This is a genomic window from Pseudomonas sp. LBUM1661 (genome assembly GCF_059695925.1).
This window is the reverse complement of the sequence record NZ_CP166794.1, coordinates 6,521,118-6,547,189: the sequence shown is the minus strand read 5'-3', so window position 1 is coordinate 6,547,189 and position 26,072 is coordinate 6,521,118. Positions and strand designations below refer to the sequence as shown.

General features: G+C 59.6%; 23 protein-coding genes and 1 pseudogene. 15 read left to right on the top strand and 9 right to left on the bottom strand.

What is annotated here, in order from left to right:
• Positions 1–4: 4 nt before the first annotated feature.
• The 3 genes from gcvT to gcvP all read left to right on the top strand — a co-directional run bounded on the left by gcvT (position 5) and on the right by gcvP (position 4,550).
• Positions 5–1,087 carry a glycine cleavage system aminomethyltransferase GcvT gene (gene gcvT / locus ACA057_RS30115; RefSeq protein ID WP_497344598.1) on the top strand — a complete coding sequence of 361 codons (1,083 nt, stop codon included), beginning with the start codon at positions 5–7 and terminating at the stop codon, positions 1,085–1,087.
• A gap of 49 nt (positions 1,088–1,136) precedes the next feature.
• Positions 1,137–1,520 (top strand): glycine cleavage system protein GcvH, encoded by a 384-nt coding sequence (gcvH, locus tag ACA057_RS30110; RefSeq protein WP_059407245.1) that lies wholly within the window; start codon positions 1,137–1,139, stop codon positions 1,518–1,520.
• Between the two features lie 156 nt (positions 1,521–1,676).
• Positions 1,677–4,550 carry an aminomethyl-transferring glycine dehydrogenase gene (gene gcvP / locus ACA057_RS30105; RefSeq protein ID WP_497344596.1) on the top strand — a complete coding sequence of 958 codons (2,874 nt, stop codon included), beginning with the start codon at positions 1,677–1,679 and terminating at the stop codon, positions 4,548–4,550.
• A 177-nt stretch (positions 4,551–4,727) separates the two neighbouring features.
• Here gcvP and ACA057_RS30100 read toward each other — a convergent pair whose 3' ends face one another.
• The 5 genes from ACA057_RS30100 to ACA057_RS30080 all read right to left on the bottom strand — a co-directional run bounded on the left by ACA057_RS30100 (position 4,728) and on the right by ACA057_RS30080 (position 8,812).
• The gene (locus ACA057_RS30100; protein WP_008081461.1) at positions 4,728–5,045 is read right to left on the bottom strand and encodes a DUF2388 domain-containing protein; all 318 of its coding nucleotides are present in this window, start codon (positions 5,043–5,045) and stop codon (positions 4,728–4,730) included.
• A gap of 66 nt (positions 5,046–5,111) precedes the next feature.
• Positions 5,112–5,561 carry an NfeD family protein gene (locus ACA057_RS30095; RefSeq protein WP_497344594.1) on the bottom strand — a complete coding sequence of 150 codons (450 nt, stop codon included), beginning with the start codon at positions 5,559–5,561 and terminating at the stop codon, positions 5,112–5,114.
• A gap of 8 nt (positions 5,562–5,569) precedes the next feature.
• A complete protein-coding gene (locus tag ACA057_RS30090) occupies positions 5,570–6,490 on the bottom strand; it encodes an SPFH domain-containing protein (RefSeq protein WP_008150402.1) in 921 nt (306 codons plus the stop codon).
• Between the two features lie 108 nt (positions 6,491–6,598).
• On the bottom strand, positions 6,599–8,383 hold the full coding sequence (gene tfpB, locus ACA057_RS30085; protein ID WP_059407250.1) for a type IV pilus assembly ATPase TfpB: 1,785 nt from the start codon (positions 8,381–8,383) through the stop codon (positions 6,599–6,601).
• A gap of 90 nt (positions 8,384–8,473) precedes the next feature.
• Positions 8,474–8,812 carry an ACT-like domain-containing protein gene (locus ACA057_RS30080; RefSeq protein WP_497344591.1) on the bottom strand — a complete coding sequence of 113 codons (339 nt, stop codon included), beginning with the start codon at positions 8,810–8,812 and terminating at the stop codon, positions 8,474–8,476.
• Positions 8,813–8,937: 125 nt separating this feature from the next.
• On the opposite strand from ACA057_RS30080, the gene ACA057_RS30075 reads away from it, so the two are divergent.
• A complete protein-coding gene (locus ACA057_RS30075; protein WP_497344589.1) occupies positions 8,938–9,402 on the top strand; it encodes an Lrp/AsnC family transcriptional regulator in 465 nt (154 codons plus the stop codon).
• Between the two features lie 108 nt (positions 9,403–9,510).
• Here the strand turns inward: ACA057_RS30075 and ACA057_RS30070 are convergent, their stop codons facing one another.
• Positions 9,511–10,878: a CYTH domain-containing protein gene (locus ACA057_RS30070; RefSeq protein WP_497344587.1), complete on the bottom strand. Its 1,368-nt coding sequence runs from the start codon at positions 10,876–10,878 to the stop codon at positions 9,511–9,513.
• Positions 10,879–11,055: 177 nt separating this feature from the next.
• On the opposite strand from ACA057_RS30070, the gene argE reads away from it, so the two are divergent.
• A complete protein-coding gene (argE, locus tag ACA057_RS30065; RefSeq protein ID WP_497344585.1) occupies positions 11,056–12,234 on the top strand; it encodes an acetylornithine deacetylase in 1,179 nt (392 codons plus the stop codon).
• A gap of 142 nt (positions 12,235–12,376) precedes the next feature.
• Entirely contained in the window at positions 12,377–13,675 is a 1,299-nt protein-coding gene (gene argA / locus ACA057_RS30060; protein ID WP_497344583.1) for an amino-acid N-acetyltransferase, read from the top strand.
• Between the two features lie 248 nt (positions 13,676–13,923).
• Here argA and tauA read toward each other — a convergent pair.
• A pseudogene (tauA, locus tag ACA057_RS30055) lies at positions 13,924–14,146 on the bottom strand (taurine ABC transporter substrate-binding protein); the annotation flags it as partial.
• A gap of 453 nt (positions 14,147–14,599) precedes the next feature.
• On the opposite strand from tauA, the gene ACA057_RS30050 reads away from it, so the two are divergent.
• The 9 genes from ACA057_RS30050 to ACA057_RS30010 all read left to right on the top strand — a co-directional run bounded on the left by ACA057_RS30050 (position 14,600) and on the right by ACA057_RS30010 (position 23,646).
• Positions 14,600–15,937, top strand: a complete 1,338-nt coding sequence (locus tag ACA057_RS30050) for an OprD family outer membrane porin (protein ID WP_497344581.1) — start codon at positions 14,600–14,602, stop codon at positions 15,935–15,937.
• Positions 15,938–16,339: 402 nt separating this feature from the next.
• Positions 16,340–17,683, top strand: coding sequence for an OprD family porin (locus ACA057_RS30045; RefSeq protein ID WP_497344579.1), 1,344 nt, complete (start codon positions 16,340–16,342; stop codon positions 17,681–17,683).
• Positions 17,684–17,976: 293 nt separating this feature from the next.
• A complete protein-coding gene (locus ACA057_RS30040; protein ID WP_497344577.1) occupies positions 17,977–18,615 on the top strand; it encodes a peroxiredoxin in 639 nt (212 codons plus the stop codon).
• Between the two features lie 352 nt (positions 18,616–18,967).
• Positions 18,968–19,561, top strand: coding sequence for an NADPH-dependent FMN reductase (gene ssuE / locus ACA057_RS30035; RefSeq protein WP_059407260.1), 594 nt, complete (start codon positions 18,968–18,970; stop codon positions 19,559–19,561).
• Between the two features lie 101 nt (positions 19,562–19,662).
• Positions 19,663–20,628 carry a sulfonate ABC transporter substrate-binding protein gene (locus tag ACA057_RS30030; RefSeq protein WP_497344574.1) on the top strand — a complete coding sequence of 322 codons (966 nt, stop codon included), beginning with the start codon at positions 19,663–19,665 and terminating at the stop codon, positions 20,626–20,628.
• A gap of 25 nt (positions 20,629–20,653) precedes the next feature.
• Positions 20,654–21,802 carry an FMNH2-dependent alkanesulfonate monooxygenase gene (gene ssuD, locus ACA057_RS30025; protein ID WP_401356077.1) on the top strand — a complete coding sequence of 383 codons (1,149 nt, stop codon included), beginning with the start codon at positions 20,654–20,656 and terminating at the stop codon, positions 21,800–21,802.
• Between the two features lie 8 nt (positions 21,803–21,810).
• Complete coding sequence (gene ssuC, locus ACA057_RS30020) at positions 21,811–22,593, top strand: aliphatic sulfonate ABC transporter permease SsuC (protein ID WP_401356079.1); 783 nt, start codon at positions 21,811–21,813, stop codon at positions 22,591–22,593.
• The gene (gene ssuB / locus ACA057_RS30015; protein WP_059407264.1) at positions 22,590–23,396 is read left to right on the top strand and encodes an aliphatic sulfonates ABC transporter ATP-binding protein; all 807 of its coding nucleotides are present in this window, start codon (positions 22,590–22,592) and stop codon (positions 23,394–23,396) included. Before ssuC ends, ssuB begins: the two co-directional genes overlap by 4 nt.
• Positions 23,397–23,430: 34 nt before the next feature.
• Positions 23,431–23,646: a TOBE domain-containing protein gene (locus tag ACA057_RS30010; protein WP_003229256.1), complete on the top strand. Its 216-nt coding sequence runs from the start codon at positions 23,431–23,433 to the stop codon at positions 23,644–23,646.
• A gap of 74 nt (positions 23,647–23,720) precedes the next feature.
• Here ACA057_RS30010 and ACA057_RS30005 read toward each other — a convergent pair whose 3' ends face one another.
• Both ACA057_RS30005 and ACA057_RS30000 read right to left on the bottom strand, forming a co-directional pair.
• Positions 23,721–24,353, bottom strand: coding sequence for a TetR/AcrR family transcriptional regulator (locus tag ACA057_RS30005; protein WP_497344571.1), 633 nt, complete (start codon positions 24,351–24,353; stop codon positions 23,721–23,723).
• Positions 24,354–24,584: 231 nt separating this feature from the next.
• Complete coding sequence (locus tag ACA057_RS30000; RefSeq protein WP_010466681.1) at positions 24,585–25,961, bottom strand: glutamine synthetase family protein; 1,377 nt, start codon at positions 25,959–25,961, stop codon at positions 24,585–24,587.
• Positions 25,962–26,072 lie beyond the last annotated feature (111 nt).

Genomic DNA, 26,072 nt, shown 5'->3' with positions numbered 1-26,072 from the left:
ACCCATGGGACAGCGTACGCCTCTGTATGACCTTCATCTCGCCCTTGGCGCGAAGATGGTCGATTTTGGCGGTTGGGATATGCCTCTGCATTACGGCTCGCAGGTCGAGGAACACCATCAGGTGCGCCGCGATTGCGGGGTTTTCGATGTATCCCACATGACCGTGATCGATGTCGGCGGCCCTCAGGCGAAAGCCTGGCTCCAGCATTTGCTGGCCAATGACGTCCAGCGTCTGCACAGCCCCGGCCGTGCCTTGTACAGCACCATGCTCAACGAGCGCGGCGGCATCGTCGACGACATGATCGTCTATCGCCTCGACGAGGGTTATCGTCTGGTGGTCAATGCCTCGACTCGCAACCAAGACCTCGCCTGGATGCAGGCTCACCTCGATGGCTTCGATGTGCAGCTCAACGAGCGCTCCGAGCTGGCGATGCTGGCCATTCAAGGTCCGCAGGCCCGGCACAAGATTGCCGAACTGGTGACCCAGTCTCGCGGTAACCTGATCCAGCTGCTCAAGCCGTTCGAAGGCCAGCCGGACGGTGACTGGTTCATCGCCCGCACCGGCTACACCGGCGAAGACGGTCTGGAAATCGTTCTGCCGGCCAGTCAGGCGCCGGGTTTCTTCAACGACCTGGTGGGCGCGGGCATTTCCCCCATCGGGCTTGGCGCACGGGATACCTTGCGTGTCGAAGCCGGGATGAACCTCTACGGTCAGGACATCCATCAGGATGTTTCACCGCTGGCCTCCAACATGGCCTGGAGCATTGCCTGGGAACCGGCCACTCGTCAGTTCATTGGCCGCGCCGCCCTGGAAGCCGAACGCGCGGGTGGCATACAGCACAAACTGGTCGGTCTGGTCCTTGAGGAGCGTGGGGTTTTGCGCGCTCATCAAGTGGTCCGCATCGCCAATGTTGGCGAAGGAGAGATCACCAGTGGTAGTTTCTCTCCTACGCTTAGCAAGTCGATAGCACTGGCGCGCGTGCCAATGGCAACTGCCGACCGCGCCGAAGTGGAAATCCGTGGCAAGTGGTACCCGGTCCGAGTGGTCAAACCGACCTTCGTACGCCATGGCAAAACCTTGATCTAACCTTTTCCGGCGGACTACGACCGCTGACAATTTCTTGAGGACACAGAACATGAGCGATATCCCTGCCGACCTGCGTTTTGCCGAAAGTCACGAATGGGCCCGTCTGGAAGCCGATGGCACCGTCACCGTGGGCATCAGCGATCACGCTCAGGAAGCCTTGGGCGATGTGGTGTTCGTTGAACTGACCGAAGTCGGAAAAGTCTTCGCCGCCGGTGATCAATCCGGTGTGGTGGAGTCGGTTAAAGCCGCTTCCGACATCTATTCCCCGATTGCCGGTGAAGTGATCGCGATCAACGAAGACCTGGGCGCTTCGCCTGAGTCGCTCAACACCGACCCGTACGGTGCCTGGATCTTCAAGCTGAAGCCAAGCAACACGGCTGACCTGGACAAGCTGCTCGATGCGGCTGGCTACAAGGCCGCCATCGGCGAGTAAGCTTTTCAGCGTCATCCCAAAGCCCCGACCTGTCGGGGCTTTTTTGTGCCTTGTAGATCAGGATCTTTTGATCTTCAAGGGCACCGCGACATCGACTGCTATGCTGCTTTGACCGAGTTGCATCGACGTTGAGCGCCAGTCAAGAGAGAGCCCGTCATGTCCCAGTTGCCGTCCTTGAGCCAGTTACGCGACCCCAATGCCTTCCTTCGCCGCCATCTCGGGCCCGATGCCGCCGAGCAGCAGGCGATGCTCGACAGCCTCGGCCTCGGTAGCCGGGTCGAGTTGATCGAGCAGACGGTGCCCCCGGGAATTCGCCTGAACCGGGCACTCGACCTGCCGCCAGCCCTCGACGAAGAAGCCGCGCTGGCCAAACTTCGGGGGTACGCCGAGCAGAACCAGGTCTGGACCAGCCTGATCGGCATGGGCTACCACGGCACGCTTACGCCAGCCGTCATCCTGCGCAACGTGCTGGAAAATCCCGGTTGGTACACCGCCTACACGCCCTATCAACCGGAGATCGCCCAAGGTCGTCTCGAAGCGCTGCTGAATTTTCAGCAACTGACCATCGACCTCACGGGCCTGGAACTGGCCAATGCTTCGCTGCTGGATGAGGCCACCGCAGCGGCGGAAGCCATGGCGCTGGCCAAGCGTGTCGCCAAGTCGAAAAGCAATCTGTTCTTCGTCGACGAAAACTGTCATCCGCAGACCATTTCCGTGGTGCAGACCCGTGCCGAAGGGTTCGGCTTCGAGCTGATCATCGATGCTGTGGATAACTTGAAGCAGCACCAGGTGTTCGGCGCGCTGCTGCAATACCCCGACACCCACGGCGAGATCCGCGACCTTCGCCCCTTGATCGATCACCTGCATGCCCAGCAGGCGCTGGCCTGTGTCGCTACCGATCTGTTGAGTTTGCTGTTGCTGACGCCGCCGGGAGAGTTGGGTGCCGACGTGGTGTTCGGTTCGTCTCAGCGGTTTGGCGTGCCGATGGGTTACGGCGGGCCGCACGCGGCGTTTTTTGCCAGCCGCGATGAGTACAAACGGGCGATTCCCGGACGGATCATCGGCGTCTCGAAAGATGCCCGTGGTAACACCGCATTGCGCATGGCCCTGCAAACCCGCGAGCAACACATCCGTCGGGAGAAGGCCAACTCGAACATCTGCACCGCCCAGGTATTGCTGGCCAACATCGCCAGTTTCTACGCGGTCTACCATGGCCCGGAAGGGCTGAAACGGATTGCCCAGCGTGTTCATCGGCTGACCTGCATCCTTGCTGCCGGTCTTGAGCGAAACGGTATCAGCCGACTCAATCAGCATTTCTTCGACACCCTGACCCTGGAGGTTGGTGGCACTCAGACCGCGATTATCGAAAGTGCCCAGGCGGCGCAGATCAACCTGCGTATTCTCGGCCGCGGGCAACTGGGCCTGAGCCTCGATGAAACCTCTGATGAATCCACCGTGGCGAAGTTGTTCGATGTGTTCCTCGGCGCCGATCATGGGCTGAGTGTCGACGAACTGGACGCCGAAACCCTGGCTTCCGGCATTCCCAGCGGGCTGCTGCGTACCTCGCCGTATTTGCGTCACCCGGTGTTCAACGCCCATCACAGCGAAACCGAGATGCTGCGTTACCTCAAACAACTGGAAAACAAGGACCTGGCGCTCAATCAATCGATGATCCCGCTGGGCTCTTGCACCATGAAGCTCAACGCCACCAGCGAAATGATCCCCATCACTTGGCCACAGTTCGCCAATTTGCACCCGTTTGTGCCGAAAGAGCAGGCGCTCGGTTATTCGCTGATGATCGAGGAACTGGAGCGCTGGCTGTGCGCGATCACCGGTTTCGATGCGATCTGCATGCAACCCAACTCCGGGGCCCAGGGCGAGTACGCCGGTTTGCTGGCGATCCGCAAATACCACGAGAGCCGCCATGAGGGCGCCCGGGATATTTGCCTGATCCCGTCCTCGGCCCACGGCACCAATCCGGCTTCGGCGCAGATGGCCGGGATGCGCGTGGTGATCGTCGAGTGCGATGAAGCGGGTAACGTCGACCTGGAGGACTTGAAGGAAAAAGCCGCGGCGGCGGGGGATAAACTCGCCTGCCTGATGGCGACGTATCCTTCGACTCACGGCGTCTACGAGGAAGGCATCAGCGAAATCTGTGAAGTTATCCACAGCCACGGCGGCCAGGTGTACATGGATGGCGCCAACCTCAATGCCCAGGTCGGGCTGACACGGCCGGCGGACATTGGCGCCGACGTTTCCCACATGAACCTGCACAAAACTTTCTGCATTCCCCACGGCGGCGGCGGGCCGGGGATGGGGCCGATTGGTGTGCGAGCCCATCTGGCGCCGTTCGTGGCCAATCACCCGGTGGTGCCGATCGACGGGCCGTTGCCGCAGAACGGCGCGGTGAGCGCGGCGCCCTGGGGCAGTGCGAGCATCCTGCCGATCAGCTGGATGTACATCGCCATGATGGGACCGCAACTGGCGGACGCCAGCGAAGTGGCGATCCTTGCCGCGAATTACCTGGCGCAGCATCTGTCCGGCGCGTTCCCGGTGCTTTACACCGGGCGTAACGAACGGGTAGCCCACGAATGCATTCTCGACTTGCGACCGCTCAAGGTCCTGACCGGGATCAGCGAGGAGGACGTTGCCAAACGCTTGATGGACTACGGCTTCCATGCCCCGACCATGTCATTTCCGGTGCCGGGAACGTTGATGGTCGAACCGACCGAGAGTGAATCGAAGGCCGAGCTGGATCGGTTTATCGGGGCGATGCTGAGCATCCGCGCGGAAATCACCGAGGTGCAGAACGGCAACTGGCCGGCCGAAGACAACCCGCTGAAACGTTCGCCGCACACCCTGGCCGACATCAGCGGAATTTGGGAGCGGCCCTACAGCATCGAACAGGCCGTGACGCCCGATGCGCACACCAAGGCGCATAAATATTGGCCGGTGGTGAACCGGGTGGACAATGTTTACGGCGACCGCAATTTGTTTTGTGCCTGTGTCCCGGTAGACGATTACCGCTGAGATTCCGGCAACACATCTAACCCTGTGGGAGCGGGCTTGCCCGCGATGAGGCCGGAACAGTCAATATCTAGGGTGACTGACATATCGCCATCGCGGGCAAGCCCGCTCCCACAGGGGATTTGCGTCGGGCAAAAAAATGCCGCTCATGTGAGCGGCATTTTTGTTCAGCAGTAAATCTTATTCGGAAGCGACGGCATTCTTCGCCAGGATCGCATTCGCCAGTTCCATGTCGGTCGCCTGCAGGCCCGGGTTGTCGGCGCGGACTTTCTGCATTGCGGCTTCCAGGTACGGGCCGCGGATGCCGCCGTCGCTGGCGACGAAGCTGCCGGCATCGTCCTGAGCGGCAATGATCAGCTTGTGATCCTTGAAGGTCAGGTAGGTCGAACCGGTGGTTGCACCGGAGGAGATGACGTTACGCCAAAAGCTATCGGCCATCGCCGAACCGACTGGAAGGGACAACAAGGCGAGGGTAGCGACAGCAAGTTTGAGACGCATAGGGTGACTCCACTGGGTTATCTACGGCGTTGGATTGCCAATCACCCAATCGAGTTCCCTTCCGGCTCATTCAGCCGGTTCCACCAGCAAAATCGCCCCTTGCTGCCCAACCACGCGAACCCGGCTGCCCAATGCAGCATCCGGTCCTCGGGCCATCCACACGCCATCGGCAACCTTGATTTTGCCGCGTCCGTCGATAATCGCTTCATGCACCACAAAGGTTTTGCCGACCAATTCCTGACCGCGCAGGTTGAGGTTCGGCTGATCGCTCTCGCGCACGGCGCTGCGCTGGCGTCTCCACCAATACAGCGCGGTGGCGATCGAGAGCAGGCCGAACAGCAGGAACTGCAATTCCCAGGACAGCTCCGGCGCCACAAAGGTCAGCACGCCAACGGCGGCGGCTGCCATGCCGATCCACAGCAGATAGCCGCCCGCGCCGAACACTTCGAGAATCAGCAACACCGTGCCTAACGCCAGCCAGTCCCAGAAGGATAGATGCTGCAGAAATGCCCACATAGCGTGCCTCAGGCTTTCTTGTTATCGAACGTGGCCTTGACGATTTCGCCGATGCCGCCGACTGCGCCGATCATCGAACTGGCTTCGAGCGGCATCAGGATCACTTTGCTGTTGTTGGCCGAGGCCAGTTTGCCCAGTGCATCGATGTACTTCTGCGCGACGAAGTAGTTGACCGCCTGCACGTTGCCGCCAGCGATGGCTTCGGACACCACTTTGGTCGCCTGGGCTTCAGCTTCGGCCTGACGTTCACGGGCTTCGGCTTCGAGGAACGCGGCCTGCCGACCGCCTTCGGCCTCGAGGATCTGCGCCTGCTTCTTGCCTTCGGCGGTCAGGATGGCGGCCGCTCGCAGGCCCTCGGCTTCGAGGATTTGCGCGCGCTTGATCCGCTCGGCTTTCATCTGGCCAGACATTGCCGCCATCAGGTCAGCCGGCGGGCTGATGTCCTTGATCTCGATCCGGGTGATCTTGATGCCCCACGGCGCCGTGGCTTCGTCGACGGTACGCAGCAGTTTTTCGTTGATCCCGTCGCGCTGGCTGAGCATCGCGTCGAGTTCCATTGAGCCGAGCACGGTACGAATGTTGGTTTGCAGCAGGTTGCGAATCGCGTGTTCGAGGTTGTTCACCTCGTAGGCGGCCTGGGCGGTGTTGACCACCTGGAAGAAACACACGGCATCGATCTGCACCGTGGCGTTGTCGGCGGTAATGACTTCCTGCGGCGGAATATCCAGCACGCTTTCCATCACGTTGATCTTGCGACCGATGCGGTCCATCACCGGAATGATGATGTTCAGGCCTGGCTTGAGGGTGTTGGTGTAACGGCCGAAACGCTCGACCGTCCATTGGTAACCCTGAGGCACGACCTTGAAACCCATGAACAGAATGGCGACCACGAGGCCGACAAAAAGCAAAAGCACGCTACCGATCTGCATAACGATTCCCTGTTGATCAATGAAATGGCGATCGCAGGAGTGTAGCGGCGCGGGTCGGGGATAAGTACCGATAGTCGGCCCTCGCATCATCAGGAGACACAATAGGGTTTATTTCTGCTCGCTCTGCGGCGTCACTCGCAGCACCTCCTCGATCGTGGTCAAACCCGCCGCGACTTTCTGCGCCCCGGACAGCCGTAAACTGCGCATGCCTTCCTTGAACGCCTGGCGCCGGATCGCCAGCAAATCGGTATCGGGATTGATCAGCGCCTTGACGCCGTCAGTCAGTTGCATGATTTCGTAAACCCCGGCGCGGCCACGATAGCCGGTGTCGCGGCATTCCAGGCAGCCGATGGCGCGTTGTGCGTTACTCGGCAACGGTGCCTGCCAGGGCCGGGTCAAGGTTTGCCAGTCTTCTTCGCCCAGCGTCAACGGCGCCTTGCAATGCGGGCACAAGGTACGGACCAGACGCTGGGCCATGACGCCAAGCACCGTGGCTTTGATCAGGTAATGCGGCACGCCGAGTTCCAGCAGGCGGCTGATCGCGCTGGGCGCGTCATTGGTGTGCAACGTCGACAACACCAAGTGACCGGTGAGTGCGGCCTGAATCGCCATTTCGGCAGTTTCGAGGTCGCGGATCTCGCCGATCATGATGATGTCCGGGTCTTGCCGCATCAGCGCACGCACACCGGCGGCGAAGGTCAGGTCGATGTTGTGCTGGACCTGCATCTGGTTGAACGCCGGCTCGACCATCTCGATCGGGTCTTCGATGGTGCAGAGGTTGACCTCGGGTGTCGCCAGTTTCTTCAGGGTGGTGTACAGCGTGGTGGTTTTACCGGAACCGGTCGGTCCGGTGACCAGGATGATGCCGTTGGGCTGGCTCGTCATGTCCTGCCAGCGGCGCAGGTCTTCGGCGGAGAAGCCCAACTGATCGAAATTCTTGAGCAGCACTTCCGGGTCGAAGATCCGCATGACCATTTTTTCGCCGAAGGCGGTCGGCAATGTCGACAGGCGCAACTCGACTTCGCCACCGTCCGGGGTCTTGGTTTTTACTCGGCCGTCTTGGGGTTTGCGCTTTTCCGCGACGTTCATCCGCCCCAGGCTTTTCAGGCGGCTGACGATCGCCATGGTCACCTGCGGCGGGAATTGATAGACGTTGTGCAGCACGCCATCGATGCGAAAGCGCACGGTGCCTTGCTCGCGTCTGGGTTCGATGTGGATGTCGCTGGCGCGCTGCTGGAATGCGTACTGGAACAACCAATCGACGATGTTGACGATGTGTGCGTCGTTGGCGTCGGGTTCCTGGTCGCTGGCGCCGAGGTTGAGCAACTGTTCGAAGTTGCCCAGGGTGTTCATCTGCTGATCGGCGTTGGTCGCGCCGCTGACCGATTTGGCCAGGCGGAAGAATTCCACACTGAAGCGCTGGATGTCGATCGGGTTGGCCACCACGCGCTTGATCGGCAGTTTCAGGACGTGGGTCAGGTCGGCTTCCCAACCGTTGACGTATGGCTGGGCGCTGGCCACGGTCACCGCGTCGCGATCGATGGCGACCGCGAGAATTTTGTGGCGCTGGGCGAACGCGTAGGACATCAACGGGGTAATGGCCGCGACGTTGATTTTCAGCGGGTCGATGCGCAAGTAAGGTTGGCCCGCCTGCTGCGACAGCCACAGCGTCAGGCTCTCCAGGTCGAGGTGTTTGCCAGGGCGGCTGAGGTCGTCCAGCTGCTGGCTGGCGATGAACTCCAGCGGGTGCATCTGGCCATTGGCGGCGTGACGGCGTCGGGCATTCAGCGCGTGCTCGGCCGAATCCTGGCTGATAAAGCCTTGGGCGACCAGTTCACGCAGCAAATCATTGAGATCCAGCCAGCGGTCCTGAATGGCGAGTTGAACGGACATGCGGGCTCCTCATGAACAACAGTTCGCAAAGGATAGTCGCGCAGCCGCTGACCGTTGGGCCACTACCCGACGAAGCCGTTTCGAGTTCTTTCAGCCTGTCGCCTGAACCGGCTCATCCCACGCAGAATCGGCGGCTTGCAGCTCCACCGAACAGACGCTGATCAGGTTACGCAGTTTTTCCGCGATGACCTGGGCGCGGTGCCAGCTCAATCCGTCGATAACGATGTCGAGCGACAGCAGATCATCCATGCGCTGTACGTTGACCTGGTGCGGCGTGAGGAACTGCATGGCAAACAGGTTCAGCGCCCGGCACAGCACATCCGGTTCAGCCTCGGTCAGCAGTTGGTAGTGAACGCGGCAGTGGGCATTACTGGTGTTCCAGACATCGGCGCGGGTGGGCGGGGTGTTCACGGCTTCTAGATGCGGCATGGTCGGTCTCCAAATCACTGGAGAAATTTTTACATTCGTCGGCGGGTATTTCTTATCTATGATGGGGGTAATTGGCGATTAATCGAATTGCACAATTCAAAGCGCTATCAATTACAGGTTTTTCTATGCACAGCGAGCTGGATGGCTACGACCGCAAGATTCTGGCATTGCTGCAAGAGGACGCCTCGCTCTCCAGTGCGCAGATCGCCGAGCAAGTGGGGCTCTCGCAGTCGCCGTGCTGGCGGCGAATTCAGCGGATGAAGGAGGAGGGGATCATTCGCGGGCAGGTGACGTTGCTCGACCGCAAGAAAATCGGCTTGAACACGCAGATCTTCGCCCAGGTGAAACTCAACGCTCACGGACGCTCGAACTTCACCGAATTCACCGAGGCGATTCGCGGTTTTCCCGAGGTGCTGGAGTGTTACGTGCTGATGGGGGCGGTGGATTTCATGCTGCGGATTGTCGCGGCGGACATCGAGGCCTATGAGCGCTTCTTTTTCGAGAAGCTGTCGATGGTGCCGGGGATTCAGGAAGTGAACTCGATTGTGGCGTTGTCGGAGATCAAGTCGACCACCAGTTTGCCGGTTTGAAAATGATGCGTTAATCCTGCGGCCCCATCGCCAGCAGGCTGGCTCCCACATTGGATTTGTGGTGTACACAAAACCAATGTGGGAGCCAGCCTGCTGGCGATGGCGGTATTACATGCGCAGCAACATCTTCCAGGCACGGTTCTGATACACCGCAATCGCCTGCTGCTTACGCGCATCCAGTGATTCGTCGGTGATCGGCTCGTTGGCCAGTTGCGCCAGTTTGTTCAGCTCACCGTACAGGCGATCCATTTCTGGAATGTCCAGCACGTTGCGCGCATGGTGCATCCAGGCCTGGATGCGTTCGATGCGCGGCAGTTGCTCGGCCAGGTCTTCCGGCTGTTGCTGGTAACGCTGCAATTGCAGGGACGTGGCTTCCTCGCCCAACAGGCGCGGCAACCAGCTGCCCAGTTGCGCGGCGCCTTGGCGATTGCCACGAACGTTGCGATCGGCAGCCCAGGTGCGGGCCAGCAACCAGCGCGAAGTGTTCAGGGAGAACAGACCCCAGCGCGGGTCTTCGAGTTCTTCGAGGAACTGCTCCGGCGCGGCTTTGCGCACGTCTTCGTCGTCGATGCCGGCTTGCACCAGTGGACGCCAGTCTTCCAGCAAGGCATCCAGTGCAACGCGCAGATCGTGCGTCGACTGACGCGGTGCGGCCTGGCCCAGGCTGCTGAGCAGTGCGCGCAGTTCAGCGAGGTTCTCGACCCAGTCCTGCAACAGGCGCCAGTGACCATTGAAGCGATACTGCTCGGCCAGACGCTGGCTGCTGCCCAGCAAGTGCCAGCTCAGGGCGGCGAACGCATCGTCCAGCGGCATTTCGGCGCTGATTTGCGGCGCCGGCAGGCTCAACGAGTAGCTGTTGGCGTCGTACAAACGATAACCGCGTTCGGCCTTACTGATGTCGCACGGCATCAGGGCCAAGGTCGCGGCCAGTTCAGCGGCCAGTTCCAGCAACGCGGCCGGATCGCCTTCGCGCAGTTCCAGTTCCAGTTCGCAGATTTCTTCTTTCTGTTTGCCGACGACAACGTGGCCCAGGTCCAGCGCGGCCTCGATGACCACTTTGGTCTTGCCACGGCCCCAAGCGATTTCCGCGCGTTCGCGGATGAAATCGGTGGTGAAGATTGGCTTCAGGGTTTTCTTGTCCAGCTCGGCCAACTCTTCAGGCCAGCATTCGCCGTCGAGTTTCTTCACGTCGAGCTTGGCTTTGGGCAGGTTCCAGTCGTACTCGTTACGCTCAGACAGACCGGCGACGCTCTGGCCACGGGTCTTGAGGGTCTGAATCACTTCTTCGCCATCGCGGCGCAGGCGCAGGGCAACCTTGGCGCGGGCCAGGTCGCGCTCAGGCGTGTCGAAGTACTGATTCATCAACTCACGGCGTTCCCAGCCACTTTTGTTGCGTTTTTTCAGGAGCGGGTGCTCGCGCAGAGCGGCGAGGGTTTCGCGGCTGACGCGGAGTTTGATTTCGGTTTCTTTCTGCATGGCCGGAAAATCCAGGATCGGGAGCGCAGCCGGGGGAATGTGTGGCTGCCAAGGTCGTGCAGTGTACAGGACTCATTCGAGATAGGGTCTGTTGACGCTTGGCGACGAACCGCAACGGTTTATTCCTGTCGCCAGATGGTTCTATGATGGACTTCAATTCGGGAGTTGGAGTCAGCGATGCCTTTGCCGTCCATGAAAGATCAGTTCGCTGCGCTGATCGCCGCACCGTCCGTCAGTTGTACCCAACCCAGCCTCGATCAATCCAATCGTCCAGTGATTGATCTGCTGGCGACGTGGCTCGGTGACCTGGGTTTTGCCTGCGACATCCAGCAGGTCAGCCCCGGCAAGTTCAACCTGCTAGCCAGTTTCGGTTCCGGCCCCGGCGGCCTGGTGCTGGCCGGGCACAGCGACACGGTGCCTTACGACGGCGCGCGGTGGCAGACCGATCCGCTGAAGCTGACCGAAGTCGATGGCCGTTGGATTGGCCTCGGCAGTTGCGACATGAAGGGTTTTTTCGCCCTGGCCATCGAAGCCGTCATCCCGCTGCTCGACCAACCGTTCAAGCAGCCGCTGCTGATCCTTGCCACCTGCGATGAAGAAAGCTCGATGTCCGGAGCTCGCGCCCTGGCCGAAGCCGGGCGGCCGTTGGGCCGCGCAGCAGTGATCGGCGAGCCGACCGGGCTCAAACCGATCCGCATGCACAAAGGCATCATGATGGAACGCATCGACATCCTCGGTCAGAGCGGCCATTCCTCTGACCCGCGCCTGGGCCACAGCGCCCTCGAAGCGATGCACGATGCTATCGGCGAACTGCGTGGACTGCGTCTGCTGTGGCAGCGCGAGTTTCGCAACATGCAGTTTGGCGTGCCGACGCCGACCATGAACTTCGGCTGCATCCACGGCGGTGACAACCCCAACCGCATCTGCGGCCAGTGTTCGCTGGAATTCGACTTGCGGCCGTTGCCGGGCATGGACCCTAAAGCCCTGCGCGCGGAAATTCTGCAAAGGCTCAAGCCGGTTGCCGAGCGGCATCAGGTGAAGATCGATTACGCGCCGCTGTTCCCCGAAGTGCCGCCCTTCGAGCAGGCCGAGGATGCCGAATTGGTGCGGATCGCGGAAAAGCTCACCGGTCATCGGGCCGAAGCAGTGGCGTTCGGCACAGAAGCGCCTTATCTTCAGCGTCTTGGCTGCGAAACACTGGTGCTGGGCCCGGGCGACATCGCCTGCGCGCACCAACCGGGGGAATACCTCGAAATGTCACGTTTGCAGCCTACGGTGCATCTATTACGTCAGTTGATTGAACATTACTGCCTGGCGCCGGCCCAAACACCAACGCCGGTCATCCATGCCACCTGACCGTGTAAATTGCCGGTGTCTTAACCCGTATTCATGAGGAGAGCGCGCGTGTCGCCAAGCCTGTTCCGACGATAACCATCAGCCCGCTGTGCATTTTCTGTTCGCCCATTTTTTGGCTGCTATTTATTACAGGCCCAGGTTCATGCCCGAATACGTTAATTGGCTTCGTCACGCTTCGCCTTACATCAATGCCCACCGTGATTGCACCTTCGTCGTCATGCTCCCTGGCGACGGCGTGGAACACCCGAATTTCGGCAACATCGTCCACGACCTGGTGCTGTTGCACAGCCTGGGCGTGCGGCTGGTGCTGGTGCACGGTTCCCGTCCGCAAATCGAAACCCGCCTGGCGACTCGCGGCCTGACCCCGCATTACCATCACGGCATGCGCATCACCGATGCCGCGACGCTGGAATGTGTGATCGATGCGGTCGGCCAACTGCGTATCGCCATCGAAGCCCGGTTGTCGATGGACATGGCCTCGTCGCCGATGCAGGGCTCGCGTCTGCGGGTGGCGAGCGGCAATCTGGTGACGGCACGGCCGATTGGCGTGCTCGAAGGTGTCGACTATCACCACACCGGCGAAGTGCGCCGGGTCGACCGCAAGGGCATCAATCGTCTGCTGGACGAGCGTTCGATTGTGTTGCTGTCGCCGTTGGGTTACTCGCCGACCGGGGAGATTTTCAACCTCGCCTGCGAAGACGTCGCCACTCGCGCGGCCATCGACCTGGGCGCGGACAAGCTGCTGCTGTTCGGTGCCGATCTGGGTCTGATCGATGAGAACGGTCGTCTGGTGCGTGAGTTGCGTCCACAGCAAGTGCCGGCGCATTTGCAGCGGTTGGGCAGCAACTATCAGGCTGAGCTGCTGGATGCGGCCGCTGAAGCGTGCCGCGGCGGCGTCGCCCGCAGCCATATCGTCAGTTATGTCGAAAACGGCGCGCTGCTGACCGAACTGTTCACCCGTGACGGTGGCGGTACGCTGGTGGCCCAGGAGCAATTCGAAGTGGTGCGCGAGGCGGCCATTGAAGACGTCGGTGGCTTGCTGGATCTGATCAGTCCACTGGAAGAGCAGGGGATTCTGGTGCGCCGTTCCCGCGAGGTGCTGGAGCGCGAGATCGAGCAGTTCAGCGTGGTCGAGCGCGAAGGCATGATCATCGCTTGCGCGGCGCTGTATCAGATTGCTGATTCGGATGCGGGCGAGTTGGCGTGCCTGGCGGTGAACCCCGAGTACCGCCATGGTGGGCGCGGGGATGAGTTGCTGGAGCGCATCGAAACCCGAGCGCGGGCACAGGGATTGAAAACCTTGTTCGTGCTGACGACCCGCACGGCCCACTGGTTTCGTGAGCGGGGTTTCGTACCGAGCAGCGTTGAGCGCCTGCCATCGGCGCGGGCGTCGCTCTACAACTATCAGCGTAATTCGAAGATCTTCGAAAAGACCCTCTGACCTGATCGTTCCCACGCTCCGCGTGGGAATGCCTCTACGGACGCTCCGCGTTCGGCTCTGGATGGGACGCGGAGCGTCCCGGGCTGCATTCCCACGCAGAGCGTGGGAACAATCAAAAACCCCTCTGAATCGGCGACCCCAATCCCTGTAGGAGCGAGGCTTGCCCGCGAAGCAGACAACTCGATTTGTCTGTTGTCCATGATGACGCCTTCGCGGGCAAGCCTCGCTCGTACAGGAGATCGGTGTGTAAAGGTCGGCGCACCCCATTGGCCGACCTCTGCCGCGTCGGTCAAGGTCTTGCCGGTCTTGCGAATTTCCCCCAGGGCTGGCGACCAGCAGGTTCCCCACTTTGACTTTCGAGGCATCCAGCCCCCAGTGCTTCGGCGAGCCGAGCAGGCTGTAGTGAGAGGTCGAAACGAACGGGGTGGCGATGGTCTTGCCGATCAGATCTTCCGGTTTATCGATAGCCGACGGTGAGGTGCGCTGCATGAGCGGAGAACGAAATTGAAGGCGACACACAAACTGTAACAATTGGGCTGGATAGTGCGCGTTTGGTCGACATGGCGACGCCTCTCGGCAGGGGAAATATTTCCGATTTGCGTCAAAGCTAATCGATCTAAAAAACAGCCAATAAATACCTTTTAGGAATTAGTTTATGAGCCGACTGCTCTACTCCGGGGCTGGGGCAAAGTGATCTATATTCCTAAAAGGTATGAAAAAAAGAATTGACCAATTCTTTTTAGGTTTATGACGAATTCATGACCCTGCAAGGACCAAAAAAACGAGGATTAGACTATGGTCGTAGACACACATAGTTACGATTGACTTGTGGGTCACGGTCTGGCGCTAATCGCGCATCTTAGGATTCGAGGCATTTGATCTCGGGCCAGGAACACAAGAATTAGAAACGAGAGGAGCGAAACAATGAACAAGTCCACCTTGGCGCTGGCCGTGGCTGTTGGGGTTTTGGCGCAGCAGGCAGGCGCCGCGGGTTTCATCGAAGACAGCAAGGCTTCCGTCAGTTCGCGTACCTATTATTTTGACTCCGATAGACGTGAAGGCCTCAATATTCCTGCAAACCGGCAGCGAGAGGCCGCTGAAGGTCTCAAGTTCGATTACCAGTCGGGCTTCACCCAAGGTGTCGTAGGTTTCGGTATTGACGCCCAGGCGCTGGTCGGTATCCATCTGGACGGCGGCAAGGGCCATCACCCGGACAACAACTCCTTCAACCCTAGCGATACCGATGGTTCGGCAGTGGATGAGTGGAGCCGTCTGGCAGGCAACGTCAAGGCCCGCTTCTCGAAGACAGAAGCCCACTACGGTGGCGCTCTGCAGCCAAACATGCCGATCCTGATCGCCAACGACAGCCGCGTGCTGCCACAAACCTTTGAAGGTGGCACCATCACCTCGAAGGAAATCGACAACGTGACCTTTAACCTAGGTCAGTTGGAGCACGCGACAGGTCGCGCCTCCACCAACAGCACTGGCCTGGCCGTGGCTGGCGGTACTCAGGACAGCAACCAGTTCCGTTACGCCGGTGCAGACTGGAAGGTCACCAAAGACCTGACGCTGCAGTACTACTACGCGAACCTGGAAAACTACTACAAGCAGAATTTCCTCGGTTTGGTGCACGTCTACCCGATTGTTCCCGGTCAGACGTTCAAGACCGATCTTCGGTATTTCGACAGCAGCTCCGACGGCAAGAACGGTGACGCCGGGTACCAATTCAACAACAATAGTGGCTACGCCAAGCACCTGGGCGAGGTCGATAACAAGACCTGGAGCGCCACGTTCACCTACACCCTGGGTGGCAGCGCGTTTCTGCTCGGGCATCAGCGTGTCAGCGACGACGGCGGCTTTGTGTTCTTGAACCAAGGTAACGTTGTCGATGGCAACGGTCGCAACGAAGGTGCCGGCGGCGCAAGCTTCTACTCGTTTACCGACGCAACGGTTGGCAGCTTCATCCGTGCCGGTGAAAACACCTCGTACGGTCAGTATTCCTATGACTTCGCTTCATTGGGTGTACCGGGCTTGAAAGCTTCGGCTGCTTACCTGTATGGCCAGGACATCAAGGCCACCAACGGCGTGGGCAAGGATCTGAACGAGCGCGAAACCGACCTGCGTGTGGATTACGTAATTCAACAGGGGCCACTTAAAGGATTTGGCACGACGCTGCGTCACGGCATGTATCGTGGCAACACCAGTACCCTCGATGAAGACCAGACCCGTCTGATCTTCAACTACACCTATAGCTTCATGTAATCAGTCAGTCCCCAAAAAAAAACCTTGTCCTCTGACAAGGTTTTTTTTCGGCTGTGCTTTTATATTCCATAAACACTGCACATGATGATTTTTTATTCTTTTTAGATTTGTTTGCCTGGGCCTAAAGTGGGCCCCGCAGCACTGTCAGCCTTGGCAAAACCGCTCCCGATTGCATACAGGTTCAGGAATTGGTTTTCGAGCCGATACCTTCTGTCCCATGCGGAGCTTTATTCCTGGATGGCATGAAAAACAGTTCTGCAATTCTTTTTGGGTTTATGAACAGGTATCCTTTAGCGACCAGATGACCGGGTTAGACGGCTTGGCGCTAAAGCGCGCATCTCAGGATCCGGGCATTCGATCTGGACCAGGAACATTAGAATTAGAGCAATAGGAGCGAAACAAATGAACAAGTCCACCTTGGCCATGGCTGTGGCCTTAGGGGTTGTGGCGCAGCAGGCAAGCGCCGCAGGTTTCATCGAAGACAGCAAGGCCACTTTGGGGTTGCGCAACTTCTACATCAACACCGACTACCGTGACGGTACCGGTCCGAACAAAAACGAAGAATGGGGCCAAGGCTTCGATCTGCGTTTCATCTCCGGTTATACCCAAGGCACTGTAGGTTTCGGTGTTGATGCCATCGGCCTGTTGGGCGTGCGTCTGGATTCGGGCGGCGGCACCAACGGCGCAGCAAACACCGCTGCTTACGGCGGTACTGTTTTCCCAAGCGAGTCCAACGGCGAAGCAGTTGATAACTTCTCCAGCCTGGGCTTGACGGCAAAGGCCAAGATCTCCCAGACCGAACTGAAACTGGGGACTTTGCAACCGAAGCTGCCAGTCATCGTGACCAACGACGGTCGTCTGCTGCCACAAACCTGGCAGGGTGGCCAGATCACTTCCGGCGAGATCAAGGACCTGACGCTGGTCGGCGGCCAGATCGAGCACGCCAAGGGTCGTAACTCCAGCAACAATGAACAACTGTCCATCGGTGGCGCAAACGCACGTGTAGCCAACAGCAACAAGTTCATCTATGGCGGTGGTGACTACAAAATCACCAAGGACCTGACGGCCCAGTACTACTACGGCAACCTGGAAGACTTCTACAAGCAACACTTCCTGGGTCTGGTGCATAACTGGGCCATTGGCCCGGGTGTGCTGAAATCCGATCTGCGCTACTTCAACAGCTCTGACGATGGCGCTAACGCCAACACCTCGGCTTACTTCAGCAACGGCAACTACAGCGGCGTGGCTAGCGGTAAAGGCAAGGTCGACAACAACCTGTACAGCGGCCTGTTCCTCTACACCGTTGCAGGTCACACCTTCGGCGGCGGTTATCAAGTCAGCAACGGCAGCAGCGATTTCCCTTGGCTGAACCAGGGCGACGGCTCGTCGGCTTACATCATCACCGACTCGCAAATCCAGAAATTCGCCCGTGCCGGCGAGCGCACCTGGCAAGCACGCTACTCGTATGATTTCGCCAAGGTCGGCGTGCCTGGCTTGACCGCTGGTGTGGTGTATCTGCGTGGCGACAACATCGATACCGTTTCCGGTACCCGTCCTTTTGCTGAAGTCGCTAACGGCGCTTCCGAGTGGGAACGCGACCTGACCGTGGGTTACGTCGTCCAGTCCGGCGCGTTGAAAAACCTTGGCTTGATGTGGAAAAACGCTACCTGGCGTACCGACCTGCCGAGCACTCGCTCCCAGGACGAAAACCGCTTGATCGTCAGCTACTCGATCCCGCTGTTGTAAGAGCGCTCTTGTAACCGAGACAAAAAAGCCCCGCCCGGCATCTCGCCGGGCGGGGCTTTTGCGTTTTCAAACCGGGATCACCCCCGTAAACCCGGCCTGAAATTCCCCTCTTTTGCAGCAACTCAAGGCCTTCTCGAACCTTGCTGGCGATGTTCGGCGGGATGCGCATGCACGTCCAGTGAACAGATTTTTAATATTCATTTACGATCTAAACAAATCGATATTTATTCTTTTTAATAGATAAAAAACACAGGCACAGTTGAGCTCAACCCGCACTCATCAGGAGCAGCACCATGAGCCTCAGACTGGGCGATATCGCCCCCGACTTCGAACAGGATTCCAGCGCCGGCACCATCAATTTCCACGAGTGGCTGGGCGATAGCTGGGGCGTGCTGTTTTCCCACCCGGCGGATTTCACGCCGGTGTGCACCACCGAACTCGGCTTCACGGCCAAGTTGAAAGAAGAATTCGCTCAGCGTGGGGTCAAGGCCATCGCCCTGTCTGTTGACCCGGTGGATTCGCACCACAAGTGGATCGAGGACATCAACGAAACCCAGGACACCGTCGTCAACTTCCCGATCCTCGCTGACGCCGACCGCAAGGTCTCGGACCTCTACGACCTGATCCACCCCAACGCCAACGACACCTTGACCGTGCGCTCGCTGTTCGTGATCGACCCGAACAAAAAGGTACGCCTGACCATCACCTACCCGGCGAGCACGGGCCGCAACTTCAATGAAATCCTGCGGGTGATCGATTCGCTGCAACTCACCGACAACTACAAAGTGGCCACCCCGGCCAACTGGCAGGACGGTGATGACGTGGTGATCGTGCCGTCGCTCAAGGACGAAGATGAAATCAACAAACGCTTTCCCAAGGGTTATCGCGCGGTGAAACCGTACCTGCGCCTGACCCCGCAGCCGAACAGGTAATCCTTCGAATTTTGCGGTGATGCTGAAATCGCAATCGCGGGCAAGCCCGCTCCCACAGGGTTTTGTGGTTTGCCATACCTCTGTGATCACCCCGATCCACTGTGGGAGCGGGCTTGCCCGCGATTGCGGCAGAACGGCCAGTGAATAGTTCTTGTCATCCACAAAGCAGGGGATTTCAGGCCGTTTTAACGGCCTGTTTTTTTGCCTGGAGTAAATGAATTCTCATAGTTCTACAAGGAATAACCAAATGAATAAATATGATTTATAGATATAACAATCCCCTGTTAAGGTCGTTTCACCCAAGCGAGACCGCAAACCGCGAATCGCCAACACCGTTCAAGGAATCGTCTGAATGCTGGTCGTCTCTCTCGGTGGCAGTCCGAGCCAACGCTCCCGTTCCGGGGTGCTGCTGGACCGCTCGCAACGCTGGTTGCAGGAGCAAGGTGTCGAAGTGGTGAGTTATCAGGTACGGGACTTCCCGGCCGAAGACTTGCTGCATGCACGCTTCGACAGTCCGAAGGTGATCGACCTGCTGCAACAGATTGAAAACGCCGATGGCCTGTTGATCGCTACTCCCGTCTACAAGGCCTCGTTCTCCGGCGCCCTGAAGACCGTGCTCGATCTGCTGCCCGAACGCGCCTTGGCGCACAAAGTGGTTTTGCCAATGGCGACCGGCGGCAGCATCGCCCACATGCTGGCGGTGGATTACGCGCTCAAGCCTGTGTTGTCGGCGTTGAAAGCCCAGGAAATGCTTCATGGGATTTTCGCCGTAGACAGCCAGATCGCCTACGGCGAAGGCAGTGCCCAGGCACAGTTGGCACCCGAGCTGGAACAGCGGCTGAGCGAATCGCTGGAGCTGTTTTTCAGCGCCATGGCCCGACGCCCCAAGCCGATCGACCCGAACCTGTTGAACGAACGTTTGTTGAGTGCCCGCTGGAGCATTTAAGCCAGCACTCAAGCCACATCTGAATTTGATCCACTCACCTTACTCAGCCGCTAACGGCCAAGCAGGTGCAGCCAAAACCCAACAGCAAAAAGGAGAGCGCCATGCGCCCTGTCATTTTGCGTCGTGGTCTGGTCGCTCTGTTTGCTGCGGCTGTCACCTTCGGCGCCATTACTCAAGCTCAAGCTGAAACCCTGCGTATCGGCTATCAGAAGTACGGCACCCTGGTGCTGCTCAAAGCCAAAGGCACTTTGGAAAAACGCCTCGCCGCCCAAGGCGTGGACGTGCAATGGACTGAATTCCCCGGTGGCCCGCAACTGCTTGAAGGCCTGAACGTCGGCTCGATCGACTTCGGCGTCACTGGCGAAACCCCGCCGGTGTTCGCTCAAGCGGCCGGCGCCGATCTGCTCTACGTCGCCTACGAACCCCCAGCGCCACACAGCGAAGCGATCCTGGTGCCGAAGGACTCGCCGATCAAATCGGTGGCCGAACTCAAGGGCAAGAAAGTCGTCCTGAACAAAGGCTCCAACGTTCACTACCTGCTGGTGCGCGCCCTTGAAGACGCCGGCCTCAAGTACACCGACATCCAGACTGTATTCCTGCCGCCGGCCGATGCCCGCGCCGCGTTCGAGCGTGGCAGCGTCGATGCCTGGGTCATTTGGGACCCGTACCAGGCCGCTGCCGAACAGCAGCTGCAAGCACGCACCCTGCGTGATGGCCAAGGCATCGTCGACAACCATCAGTTCTACCTGGCGACCAAGCCGTATGCGCAGAAAAAACCCGAGGTGATCAAGACCCTCGTGGAAGAAGTGCGCGCGGTCGGTGAGTGGTCCAAAGCCAACCCGGAAGACGTGACCAAACAGGTCTCGCCACTGCTCGGCCTGCCGGCGGACATCACCCTGACCTCGGTGAAACGCCAGGGCTACGGCGCGCTGTTCCTGACCCCGGAAGTGGTCGCCGCCCAACAGAAAATCGCCGACAGCTTCTACCAGCTCAAGCTGATTCCGAAGCCGTTGAGCATCAAAGACGTGATCTGGACGCCACCGGCGGCCGTTGCCAAAGCACCGTAATTCGATTCCCTAAGGAGACCACTCCATGAGCCTCAATATCTTCTGGTTCCTGCCTACCCACGGTGACGGCCATTACCTTGGCACCGCCGAAGGCGCTCGCGCTGTCGACCACGGTTACCTGCAACAAGTCGCGCAAGCGGCGGATCGCCTGGGTTTTGGCGGGGTGCTGATTCCCACCGGTCGCTCCTGCGAAGATTCGTGGCTGGTGGCGGCGTCGTTGATTCCGGTGACCCAGCGTTTGAAATTCCTCGTCGCCCTGCGCCCCGGGATCATTTCCCCGACGGTGGCCGCGCGTCAGGCTGCCACGCTGGATCGCTTGTCCGGCGGTCGTGCGCTGTTCAACCTGGTAACCGGTGGTGACCCGGAAGAATTGGCCGGCGACGGTTTGTTCCTGACCCACGAAGAGCGCTATCAAGCCTCGGTGGAATTCACCCGGATATGGCGTCGTGTATTGGAGGGCGAAACCGTCGATTACGACGGTCAGCACATCAGCGTGAAGGGCGCCAAGTTGCTTTATCCACCGATCCAGCAACCGCGTCCACCGCTGTACTTCGGCGGCTCTTCGGAAGCGGCGCAAGACCTCGCGGCCGAGCAGGTGGAAATGGTCCTGACCTGGGGCGAGCCACCGGCCGCCGTTGCGGAGAAAATCGCACAGGTTCGCGCCAAAGCCGCGAAGCTCGGCCGTACCGTGCGCTTCGGTATTCGCCTGCACGTGATCGTCCGTGAAACCAACGAAGAAGCGTGGCAAGCGGCGGATCGACTGATCTCGCACCTGGACGACGACACCATTGCTCGCGCTCAAGCCTCGTTGGCGCGCTTCGATTCCGTTGGCCAGCAACGCATGGCCGCGCTGCACGGTGGCAGCCGCGACAACCTCGAAGTCAGCCCCAACCTGTGGGCCGGCGTTGGCCTGGTGCGGGGCGGTGCCGGTACGGCGCTGGTGGGCGACGGTCCGACCGTGGCGGCCCGCGTGAAGGAATACGCGGACCTGGGCATCGACACCTTCATCTTCTCCGGTTATCCACACCTGGAAGAGTCGTACCGCGTCGCCGAATTGCTGTTCCCGCACCTGGACATCGAGCGTCCCGAGCTGCCGAAAAGCGCCGGTTACGTCAGCCCGTTTGGTGAGATGGTCGCCAACGACATCCTCCCCAAAGCCGCGTCGCAGAGCTGAGGCGCGCCATGAAGAAAATCATCCACAACCTCGCACCCTGGGCGTTGCCGGTGTTGCTGTTGGCAGTGTGGCAGTTGTCGGTGTCGGCGGGCTGGTTGTCGACGCGGATTCTGCCGGCACCCATTGCGGTCATCGAAGCCGGCGTCAGCCTGGTTCGCAGCGGCGAAATCTGGACGCACTTGGCGATCAGCGGCTGGCGTGCCGCGCTGGGCTTTGCCATCGGCGGCGGCATCGGCCTGACATTGGGCTTTATCACCGGCCTGTCGAAATGGGGCGAACGCCTGCTCGACAGTTCGGTGCAGATGATCCGTAACGTGCCGCACCTGGCGCTGATTCCGCTGGTGATCCTGTGGTTCGGCATCGATGAGTCGGCGAAGATTTTCCTGGTGGCGCTGGGCACGTTGTTCCCGATCTACCTCAACACCTATCACGGCATCCGCAACGTCGACCCGGCGCTGGTGGAAATGTCCCGCAGTTATGGCTTGTCCGGTTTCAGCCTGTTCTGGCAAGTGATCCTGCCGGGTGCGCTGCCTTCGATTCTGGTCGGCGTACGGTTCGCCCTCGGCTTCATGTGGCTGACGCTGATCGTCGCGGAAACCATTTCCGCCAGTTCCGGTATCGGCTACCTGGCGATGAATGCCCGGGAGTTCTTGCAGACCGACGTGGTGGTGCTGGCGATTCTGTTGTACGCGGTGCTCGGCAAACTGGCCGACCTCGCGGCCCGTGGACTGGAACGTGTGTGGCTGCGCTGGCATCCGGCATATCAGGTTGTCAAAGGAGGTGCCGCATGACTGCTCAACAACCTCCACGCCTGCTGCGCGGTATTCCGCTGGCGGTGCGCAAGCTGCAAAAAAGCTTTGGTTCGCGGCAAGTGCTGCGCGAGATCGATCTGCACATTCCCGCGGGCCAGTTCGTGGCGGTGGTCGGCCGCAGCGGTTGCGGCAAAAGCACCTTGCTGCGTTTGCTCGCCGGCCTCGACAAACCCACGGGCGGTGAATTGCTGGCCGGCTCTGCGCCGCTCAGCGATGCGCGGGAAGACACCCGGTTGATGTTCCAGGAAGCGCGTTTGCTGCCGTGGAAAAAAGTCATCGACAACGTTGGCCTCGGGCTCAAGGGCAACTGGCGTGCGCAAGCGCTGGAAGCCTTGGAAGCGGTCGGCCTGGCGGATCGCGCCAACGAGTGGCCAGCGGCCTTGTCCGGTGGGCAGAAGCAACGTGTGGCCCTGGCCCGCGCGCTGATCCACCAACCGCGCTTGCTGCTGCTGGACGAGCCGCTGGGCGCACTGGATGCCCTGACTCGGATCGAGATGCAGCAACTGATCGAACGGCTCTGGCAGAAGCATGGTTTTACCGTGTTGCTGGTGACCCACGACGTCAGTGAAGCGGTGGCAATTGCCGATCGGGTAATCCTGATCGAAGAGGGCGAAGTCGGCCTCGACCTGCTGGTGGAACTGCCGCGGCCTCGGGTCCGTGGCTCCCATCGGCTGGCGGCGCTGGAAACCGAAGTCCTCAACCGCGTGCTGGCGCTGCCCGGCCAACCGCCGGAACCGGAACCCGTTTCACCATTGCCCACGCAACTGCGTTGGGCTCAATAACTCAAGCCTTGTATCAACGACAGGAATCAACACCATGACGATTAAAGCCATCAACGTGCGTAACCAATTCAAAGGCTCGATCAAGGAAATCGTCCTCGGCGACGTGCTCTCGGAAATCGACGTGCAGACCGCTTCTGGCATCGTGACTTCAGTGATCACCACGCGCTCGGTGAAAGAGCTGGAACTGGTGGTCGGCAGCGAAGTGATCGCCTTTGTGAAATCCACCGAGGTGTCGATCGCCAAGTTGTAAGCGGGTGCGCAAACAACAACCCCGAAGGGTGTGAACCCTTCGGGGTTTTTTATGCGTGTGAATCAGTGAGCGCGCTAGAGATTGCGCTTGGGTAAATAGGTTGGCAAATACAACCCCAGATACGCATCGAACACCCGCATGCCTTCTTCAGCCATGCGCGGGGTGATCTGCCCGTGTTGTTGCACTGAACGGGCGTAGACGCGGTCACCCAGTTCCATCGCCAAGGCAAACACATCCACATCACTCGGCAGCCTCGGCAGTTCGAAGTGGTGGTCGAACAGCTTGTGCATCAGGTCGCCGAGTTCGATGTCGTGCTGGCGGTCGGCCTGGGTCACTTCGGTCAGGCCGTGCTGGGCAAGGATCAACTGGCGGGCGGCGGCATCTTCGTCGTAGATGTCGAGCATGCGCTGTTCGACCAGGCGCGACAGGTCACGCCAGCCGTTGAGGGCTTCGTGGTTGATCGGCGCTTGCAGGCAGGCGCGGAACGCGGCGTGGACGTCGGCGGTCAGGGCTTCGAGCAAGGCCGGGACGCTGGCGAAGAAGTGGTAGACGGAGGAGGGCGGGATCTCCGCGCGCTCGGCGACGCTGTAGATCGACAGGCTGGCCACCCCTTCGGCCGCCAGCAGCGTGCGGGCGGCATCGAGTATCGAATCGATCCGGGCCTGGCTGCGTGCGCGGGGTTTGCGTGGGGTGGCGAGTCGGGTCATTGAAGTCTCCTGCGGGGGCAGCGGGCATTGTACGAGCAGGGTTTGATGTTGTCTGCCCGGACGCCATCGCTAGCAGGCTAGCTCCCACAGTTGATCTCCAGTGAACATAAATTCTGTGTACGCAGCAAATCCCTGTGGGAGCTAGCCTGCTAGCGATCCGCCGCAGGCGGCCATAAAAAAAAACGCCGCAAGCCTTATCAGCCTGCGGCGTTCTCGTTTTACTGCAACCGCTTACACGGTATGCAGGTACCAGTTGTACTCAAGGTCGGAGATGGAGTGTTCGAACTCCTCCAGCTCACTTTCCTTACAGGCCACGAAGATATCGATGTATTTCGGATCGATGTACTTGGCCATGACTTCGCTGTCGTCCAGCTCACGCAGTGCATCGCGCAGGTTGTTCGGCAGGCTCTGCTCGTTCTGTTCGTAGCTGTTGCCTTCCACGGGTGCGCCCGGTTCGATCTTGTTGGTCAGACCGTGGTGCACGCCTGCCAGGACCGAAGCCATCAGCAGGTACGGGTTGGCGTCGGCACCGGCCACACGGTGTTCGATACGTACGGCGTCGGACGAGCCGGTCGGTACGCGAATCGCCACTGTGCGGTTGTCCAGGCCCCAGCACGGCGAGTTCGGCACGTAGAACTGTGCGCCGAAACGACGGTAGGAGTTGACGTTCGGGCAGAGGAAAGCCATCTGCGCCGGTAGGGTCTCGAGCACACCGCCGATCGCGTGACGCAGTGCGGCGTTCTGCTCGGGATCCTCACTGGCAAAAATATTCTTGCCATCTTTATCGAGAATCGAGATGTGGACGTGCAGACCGTTGCCCGCCTGGCCCGGGTAAGGCTTGGCCATGAAGGTGGTGTCCATCTCATGGTCGTAGGCGATGTTCTTGATCAGGCGCTTGAGCAAGACTGCGTAGTCGCAGGCCTTGATCGGGTCAGCCACGTGGTGCAGGTTCACTTCGAACTGCGCCGGGGCACTTTCCTTGACGATCGCGTCGGCAGGGATGCCTTGCTCTTTCGCACCTTCCAGAATGTCCTGGAGGCAGTCGACGTATTCGTCGAGGTCGTCGATCAGGTAAACCTGAGTCGAGTGCGGGCGTTTGCCGGAAATCGGCGAGCGCGGTGGTTGTGGGCGACCGTTCACGTTTTCCTGGTCGATCAGGTAGAACTCCAGTTCGAACGCGGCGCAGATGGTCAGGCCCATCTCGTCGAACTTGGTAACAACTTGACGCAGTACTTCACGGGGATCCGCGAAGAAAGGTTCACCTTCGAGTTCGTGCATGGTCATTAACAGTTGCGCGGTAGGGCGCTTCTGCCAAGGCTCGTTGCACAGGGTGTCAGGGATTGGATAGCAGATTCGGTCAGCATCGCCGATGTCCAGGCCCAGGCCGGTGCTTTCCACCGTCGAGCCATTGATATCCAGAGCAAATAGAGAGGCCGGCAGGTTGATGCCTTTCTCGTAAACCTTGTGGAGGCTGGTGCGTTCAATGCGCTTGCCGCGCACCACACCATTCATATCCGCAATCAGAAGGTCAACGTACAGAACCTCAGGATGTTCCTTAAGGAACGCGTTCGCTTCGTTAAGCTGAACGGCACGCGGGGGTACCGACATGATGCAACACCTTTGTTGTTAAAAATATCAATCATTGATCTCTTCGGATTCCAGTCAACCCGAACGGCATGCCGAAGTCAAGCGAGGCCTTTTTTGCCCTAAAAAAGCGCT